A 7232-nucleotide genomic window follows, 5' to 3' on the forward strand; every position below is an offset into this window, starting at 1 on the left:
CAAAATTTGGTATTATACTTACGTTAGAGAACAATACTAATCCGTTCGAATTATTGGGGAATTGTCGTTCCTGTCAGGAAAACTGGATGAACAGGGGTCATGAGAAAACTCGATTATGCCTAGAGCATGAAAATAAAATTACATTTTACCTTCTGTTCCATTGTTCTTAAACAATTAGAATAGGAGGTTTTATTATGGATGTAATGCACCCAATTTGTTGTGGAATTGATGTACATCAGAAATCCATTGTTTGTTGTATTTTAGATGGCCCTCTAACTTCAAATGAACCTAAAAAATATCAAACAAGCTTTGGTACCACAACTAAAGAATTAAATGCAGCTCTTGATTGGCTACTTGAACATCAAGTTACCCATGTTTTCTTCGAAAGTACAGGACAATATTGGATTCCTCTTTTCAATATCTTTTCAGATTCTGGCTTAGAATTAATCCTTGCCAATCCTCAACATATTAAAAATGTCCCTGGTCGTAAGACAGACGTCAAGGATGCTGAGTGGATTGCACAACTTGGTCGGTGTGGTTTAATTAACCAATCTTATATTCCTTCTCAAGAAGTGCTTCAATTACGTTATTTAACTCGTTATCGTCTCTCAGTAAAACAACGTTTAACTCAAATAAAAAATCATATCCATGTTATTTTACAAAGAGCTAATATTAAAATAACAAGTTACTTAGCAGATATTTTCTGCAAGACAGGACAAGCATTGTTGACTCTATTTATTGATGGTGAAGTTATCAATGAAGATAATGTCGAAAGTTGCATACATGGTAGAATAAAAGCCTCTACTAGACAATTAATTGAAGCTATGGAAGGTAAACTATCTACAGTGGATCGTTTTCTAATTAAAGAATGTATGGAAGAATATCAACTTCAGAAAAAGATATCAGAAGAACTCAATAAAGAAATAAATGAATATATTTTAGATCATTTTCCTGAAGAATATCAACTTCTTCTAACAATTCCTGGTATTAGTGATAATTGTTGTGCCACTATATTAGCTGAAATTGGTCCAAATGTTGATGCTTTTAAAACAGAAAAGAAGTTAGCTTCATGGGCTGGAATGTGTCCAGGTTCTAACGAAAGTGCAGGTGTTAAAAGATCTTCACACACGACGCAAGGCAATAAATATCTTAAACAAGCCTTAGTAATGTCGGTGTTAAGTGTTCAACGTGCTAAAGAAGAAACCTTTTCACTTTTCTATCAGCGAATATCCAGCAGAGGAAGTAAAATGAAAGCTATTATCGCTTGTGGTCATAAAATGCTTAGAATTATCTATAAAATACTTCAATCGCACCAACCTTATAATAGTCAAAAAGCGTTAGGTCTGCGACAACAGACTAACGCTTAATCTTTGACAATTAAAAAAATTTTTCACTTATATTATAGCATAGGTAGTATCTTTTTGTCTTTTTTTGGTACTTTGTTTCAAATAAACTTCGAGACCCTAGGCTCGAAGTTTAGCCATGAGACCGCTAGGTCTGCTGGCGTCCTAATACTACTATCAAGGAAGTCTCCTCACAGACGTACCCCATTATACATCCGTTAAATGAGAATAGACTTCCTATAGTAGTATGAGCAGTATCAGCCACATCGGCTGATACTGCAAGAAAATTTGAGACCTTAGGCTCAAATTTTAGCCATGAGACCGCAGGTCTGCTGGCGTCCTAATACTACTATTAAGGAAGTCTAATACGAAACTATTGGTTCCAAACTGATTGGAATTCAGCTTTAGAAGCTTCTAAAACTTTATCCACACTTGAACCATTTACATCACTATAAACTTTTTCTTGAATCTTAGTGATTTCTGCATAAGCAGAGTCAGCATTTTCAATCACAGGGATTGAGAATAATTCTTTTTTACCTTCAGCGATTGCTGCTGGAACTTTAGAATTTGAGTTTTTGTACTCAGCACTTTCTAACACTTTAGAAACTACTGGAATATATCCTGTAGCTTGTGCCCAAGTTAATTGAGACTCAGGAGACGCTAAGAATTTTAAGAATAAGTAAGCTGCAGTACGTTGTTCTTCAGAAGCACTTTGGAACATATAAATATCAGTACCTTGTTGGATATTAACTTTTTCTGGACGAGGAGCTACGCCGTATTCATATCCACCTTCTTTAGCACCTTTCGCAACAAATGACTCACCCGCAGTTGAACCTACATACATTGCAACTTGTTTATTTGAGAAAGGTCCTGATAAGAACTTATCTGATCCAGCAATACGGAAGTAACCTTCTTTAATACCTTCTGCATAGTAAGAAACAACTTCTTTTGATTCTTTACTTGTAATATCTAAATCTTTGTTAAATTGAACCCCTTTATTCACCATACCTGTTGAATAGTAGTTGTTTAATGAATCAAAACCAGCACCAACAACTTGGTGATTTGATTTTTCATAAATTGTTTTAGCTGCTTCTTTTAATTCATCTAAAGTAGTTGGTACTTTAACACCATATTCTTTGAATAAATCAGCATTGTAGAATAATACTTCTGTTGATTTGTTAAATGGAATACCATATTGTACACCATTAATTTGTGCACCTTTCAATAACTCAGAACGAATCGCAGCATCGTCTTTGATACCAATAGTTGAGTTTTCTAAATAAGGTTTTAAATCAACTAATTGATCTTGATCTGCAGCATTCCATAACCATCCAGGATATGCTTGAGTAATTGTTGGTAAATCTTTTGGCGAAGTTAATGTAGAGTTAATTTTAGCTTGTAAATCTTTATATGAAGATTGGTTTTGTAACTCAATTTTCACATTAGGATTTTTAGCCATGAACTCCTCAGTTAATTTCGTTAGAGTTTCCTCTAATTTACCATTTAAAGCATGCCAGAAAGTAATTTTTGTTTCCTCTTTTACTTCTGTTTGAATGTCTGCTTTAGTTTCTTTTTGTGAGTTTGAAGCAGTATTACCGCAAGCTCCTAAAACTAAAACTGATGTTGTCGCAAGTGTCGCTTTTACTAAAGATTTGAATTTCATAATTGTTCTCCTTTTTCTTTTATAGTTTTACAACACAATTTTTTCGCCACGATGTGGCAATATTCTTTCACCATACGGATTTTCCAGTAATTCTGGTTTTAAAGTATGGATAGGAACCAAAAGTTGGGGTTCGATCATCGCAATAATACGGTCTAAATCCGCAGGCTTTGCATGACCTGAACAAGCGATTTTCACAAATTCGATGTGATGTTTCGCTAATAAATCGAGAAACACTTGATAATTCGGATCAAAGTCACCTAATGGTTGTGCATCACAGTGAAGGTACAGTGTTCCTTCTTGTAGTTTATCAAAATTATCGACTACTTGCCAGAAATACTCCCCTTGATCTTCAATTAGTGTTTGATAGGAAACTTCTAAATCATGATTTAATTCTGGAATACGTTTTGCTTCATTTGAATAATAAAAATGTGCATGAATTCCAAATACTTCTTGTAGTAATGCTGCCATATGAGCCTCTAACACTACTATCCGTGGAGATTCTTCTACAATTTTTGCGAATCGTTCCACATTCGCTGGATAACCATTAAAAGCTATCGGACGATTTGGATTTTCTTTTTGAAATTGAACCACTCTTTCAATGACTTCTAATTCATTAGATGGTTTAATTTCAGTTGGATTAACTGGTCTTTCAGGGAAACTAATCGTTACGCCTTCCATCATTAGCATCTGTGTATGTTTCGCTTTTTTACAAAACTCTACTGTTGCTTCTGGAATATAACCATGTAATCGTAAATCTCCAGTATACGTAATGAAATGATCTGGAGTTCGAATTAATAAGGCACTTGCACCATATGCATCATGATCTACTGGAACAACTTCAATTGTAATATCACCAACAGTTACGATTGCATTTGGTTCTAAGCCAATCATATCTCTCGTAAAAGGAGATTTTTCAAACGGTGTTGGTAATAAAAAATCCCCATTACGATTCAAACTGTTTAAAATCATTTTTGTCTCTTTTAAAGTATACAATGGAATAGCAGGATCCAGGTAATTAATCATTCTTGAATGATCTAAGTGAGCATGTGATAAAAATACTGCTGTATTTTCATACTCTCCCGTTTCTTCTCCATCGTACTCATATCCCAAACGTGGATCATAGACATGATTTAGTTTTGGGATGATTCCATATTGAATCAGTGTTTGTAACTGCTCATCTGGTAAGTCTAATTCTGGTCGAAACTCTGTCCCAAAATCGAAGAAAATATGAGAATTTCCATAACTGACTTCGATGACCGTTCCTCCAATTGTTAGAATTCCGCTATGGAATGTAACAACGGTTTTATCCTTTGATACCATTCTTAGCAACCCCTCTAATAATTTCTTTTCTAAATACGAAATAGATAATCAAAATAGGAACTACTGTCAATGTTGCGGCAGCCATTTGTAATTGAACGTCACTACCACTTTCAGTCGTGAAGGCTGATAATCCGTTGTTTAATAGACGGAAGTATTTAGTGTTTGTTGCAAGTAATGGCCATAGGAATGAATTCCAGCTCATAATGAATGTTAAAATCCCAACTGTTACAAGCGCTGGCTTACACATTGGCACTAAAATTCGACGAATATATTCTAAATCTGATGCACCATCAATTTTAGCTGCTTTATAGAATGTACTTGGAATTCCACGAAGATAGCCATTTAGATAGTAGATATAGAAAATACTAGTTAAAAATGGAAGGATTAAAGCTAGATAAGTATCTAATAATCCTAATTGTGCAATAGTTTGATAATTTGTAAAGATAATTGATTCATAAGGAACCATTAATAATGAAACCATCACTAATGTCACAACTTTTTTATATTTAAATTCTAAACTTGTTAAAGCAAATGCTGCTAATAATGAAGTAATAACCGTTGCAGTAGTTGTAAATAATGATACAAATAATGTATTGGCAAAGTAACGTAAGAACGGTGCTCTTTGGAATACTTCAAAATAGTTTTGGAATTGTAATGATTTAGGAATTAATGTTGGTGGAATACTTGTAGCTTCCGCATAAGTCATTAACCCTGTCAAAATCATATAAATAAATGGGAACACGGTAATGATTGATAAAACCACAATCAGTGCTAATAATAAATAATTGATCACTTTTTTCATGATTAACCCTCCGCTCTTCTCAAGAATTTATTTTGGAAGAAAGTAGCAATCAGAATAATCACAAATAAGATTACAGTTGCTGCCATCGCAATCCCTGGACGACCAGCTACATGGAACTTGTCGTAAATATAGTACACGGCAGTTGTCGCACTATTGGCAACCCCTGGTGTTCCTCCAAATAATGCATATACTTGCGTATAAACTTTGAAGGCACCAATTAAGTTCACTGTAGATAAGAACGCAATTGTTGGTACTAATTGAGGGAATGTAATTCTCCAGAAAATTTCTTTTTCTGTAGCTCCAAACATTTTTGCAATTTTAAAATGTTCTGGGTCAATATTTCTCAAACCTGCTAATAAAATAATGATATTAAATGCAAGTCCTGTCCAAATACCAAAAATAATTAAAGTTGGCATGCTCATATTAACATTATCTAACCAGTTCACTGCAGGAATTCCTACTAAACCTAGTAAAAAGTTAATTAATCCGTAACTTCCATTAAAGAAATAACGGAACACAATCCCAATTGCGATTGTACTTGTAACATATGGCATGAAGAAAATTGTTTCAAATACGCTCTTATGTTTTACCTTTTCAAAGATAATCCAAGCAATGACAACTGAAATACATAGAGCAACCGGTACTACTACAAATGCATATAAAGCTGTATTCATTAACGCTTTATGAAACACTGGATCTGCTAAAACTTTTTGATAGTTCGATAAACCAGTAAATTGAAGTTTTAACAATGAACCCTTTTGGAAACTCATCCAAAATGAACGAATTAATGGGTAAATATTAAATAGTAAAATCACACCTAATGACGGAAGAAGGAATAACCACGCCTTTGGTTGATTCTCAGGATTATATTTTTTCATTAGTATACACGTTCTCCATTTTGATCGAATAAGAATAATTTATGTCTTAGAAGGTCAAATGAAAGTGTGTCTCCTTCTTCAATCTTATGTTCCACACTTACGATTGATTTAATATCTTGTTCTCCTAATGTAAAGTGTAAAATACGTTCACGACCAATTAATTCAACTGCCGTAACGGTTACTCTAAATAATCCATTTTCACTTGGAACTAAATCTTCAGGACGTAATCCTAAATAGTAATGTCCTTGTTCTAATTCTTTACGGAAACGACTTGCTACTAATTCACTTGCTTGTAAAGTAAACGCTGGGTGATGAATCACACCATCTTTTACATCCACTTCTGAAATGTTAATAATAGGATTTCCGATAAATTTAGCCACAAATAAATTATTTGGTTCTAAATATAAGTTTTGAGGGTCATCATGTTGTTGGATAACACCTTCATTTAATAAGATAATTTTATCACTGATAGATAAAGCTTCTTCTTGGTCGTGAGTTACGAAGATTGTTGTAATTCCCACTTCTTTTACTAAACGACGAATTTCTTCACGAATTTTTAAACGTAAACGAGCATCTAAGTTACTTAATGGTTCGTCTAATAATAATACTTCTGGTTTTTGAACTAACGCACGAGTAATCGCAACACGTTGTTGTTGTCCTCCTGATAAAGTGCCAGGTTTTTTCTCAGCTAATTCCTCGATATTTGTTAATTGCATGTATTCTTCTGCAATTTTTTTAGCTTCTTCTTTTGAAACTTTCTTTTCCCCTACTGTTAATGGGAACATAATGTTCTCTAATACTGTCATATGAGGATATAATGCATAGTTTTGGAATACGAATCCAATATTTCTATCTTTTGGTTCTGTATTAATCACAGAAGATTTTTTAAATTGGATATCTCCACCAGTTGGTTGTAATAACCCTGCAATCATATTTAAAATAGTTGATTTTCCGCAACCACTAGGCCCTAATAAGCAAACTAAATCCCCTTGCTCAATTGAAAAGTTAACGGATTTTAATGCTTCAAAGCCATTATCGAATACTTTATTTAAGTCGATAACATCAATCATGAGTAAACCTCCAAATTTCTTTACTTGAATACATTCCAGTATACCATGTTTTGCGCTTTCATGAAATACAAATATTAAGTATTTTTTAAAAAAATATTTTTCGTGAATTGTCAAGTCAAGTGCAACAAATGCTAACTTATCCTATATACCTAATTT

At 33.6% G+C, this 7232-nt stretch carries 6 protein-coding genes; 1 reads left to right on the top strand and 5 read right to left on the bottom strand.

What is annotated here, in order from left to right; all coding sequences use genetic code 11:
- Positions 1-194: 194 nt before the first annotated feature.
- A complete protein-coding gene (locus RWL86_RS04530; protein ID WP_314077060.1) occupies positions 195-1367 on the top strand; it encodes an IS110 family transposase in 1173 nt (390 codons plus the stop codon).
- A gap of 349 nt (positions 1368-1716) precedes the next feature.
- Here RWL86_RS04530 and RWL86_RS04535 read toward each other — a convergent pair whose 3' ends face one another.
- Genes RWL86_RS04535 through RWL86_RS04555 form a run of 5 tightly spaced genes read right to left on the bottom strand, consistent with a single transcriptional unit; the run spans position 1717 to position 7076 of the window.
- The gene (locus RWL86_RS04535; protein WP_314077379.1) at positions 1717-3006 is read right to left on the bottom strand and encodes an extracellular solute-binding protein; all 1290 of its coding nucleotides are present in this window, start codon (positions 3004-3006) and stop codon (positions 1717-1719) included.
- Between the two features lie 27 nt (positions 3007-3033).
- Positions 3034-4326 (bottom strand): MBL fold metallo-hydrolase, encoded by a 1293-nt coding sequence (locus RWL86_RS04540; protein WP_314077380.1) that lies wholly within the window; start codon positions 4324-4326, stop codon positions 3034-3036.
- A complete protein-coding gene (locus RWL86_RS04545; protein WP_314077381.1) occupies positions 4310-5128 on the bottom strand; it encodes a carbohydrate ABC transporter permease in 819 nt (272 codons plus the stop codon). Before RWL86_RS04545 ends, RWL86_RS04540 begins: the two co-directional genes overlap by 17 nt.
- Positions 5129-5130: 2 nt before the next feature.
- The gene (locus RWL86_RS04550) at positions 5131-6006 is read right to left on the bottom strand and encodes a sugar ABC transporter permease (RefSeq protein ID WP_314077382.1); all 876 of its coding nucleotides are present in this window, start codon (positions 6004-6006) and stop codon (positions 5131-5133) included.
- Positions 6006-7076: an ABC transporter ATP-binding protein gene (locus RWL86_RS04555; protein ID WP_314077383.1), complete on the bottom strand. Its 1071-nt coding sequence runs from the start codon at positions 7074-7076 to the stop codon at positions 6006-6008. Before RWL86_RS04555 ends, RWL86_RS04550 begins: the two co-directional genes overlap by 1 nt.
- Positions 7077-7232: the final 156 nt, after the last annotated feature.

It is taken from the genome of uncultured Granulicatella sp. (genome assembly GCF_963515095.1).
Taxonomy (GTDB): Bacteria; Bacillota; Bacilli; order Lactobacillales; family Aerococcaceae; genus Granulicatella.

Bases quoted from the DNA above. Each gene is read 5' to 3' on its own strand.
- RWL86_RS04540 (WP_314077380.1), bottom strand. From the start codon at position 4,326: ATGGTATCAAAGGATAAAACCGTTGTTACATTCCATAGCGGAATTCTA.
- RWL86_RS04550 (WP_314077382.1), bottom strand. From the start codon at position 6,006: ATGAAAAAATATAATCCTGAGAATCAACCAAAGGCGTGGTTATTCCTT.
- RWL86_RS04530 (WP_314077060.1), top strand. From the start codon at position 195: ATGGATGTAATGCACCCAATTTGTTGTGGAATTGATGTACATCAGAAA.
- RWL86_RS04555 (WP_314077383.1), bottom strand. From the start codon at position 7,076: ATGATTGATGTTATCGACTTAAATAAAGTATTCGATAATGGCTTTGAA.
- RWL86_RS04535 (WP_314077379.1), bottom strand. From the start codon at position 3,006: ATGAAATTCAAATCTTTAGTAAAAGCGACACTTGCGACAACATCAGTT.
- RWL86_RS04545 (WP_314077381.1), bottom strand. From the start codon at position 5,128: ATGAAAAAAGTGATCAATTATTTATTATTAGCACTGATTGTGGTTTTA.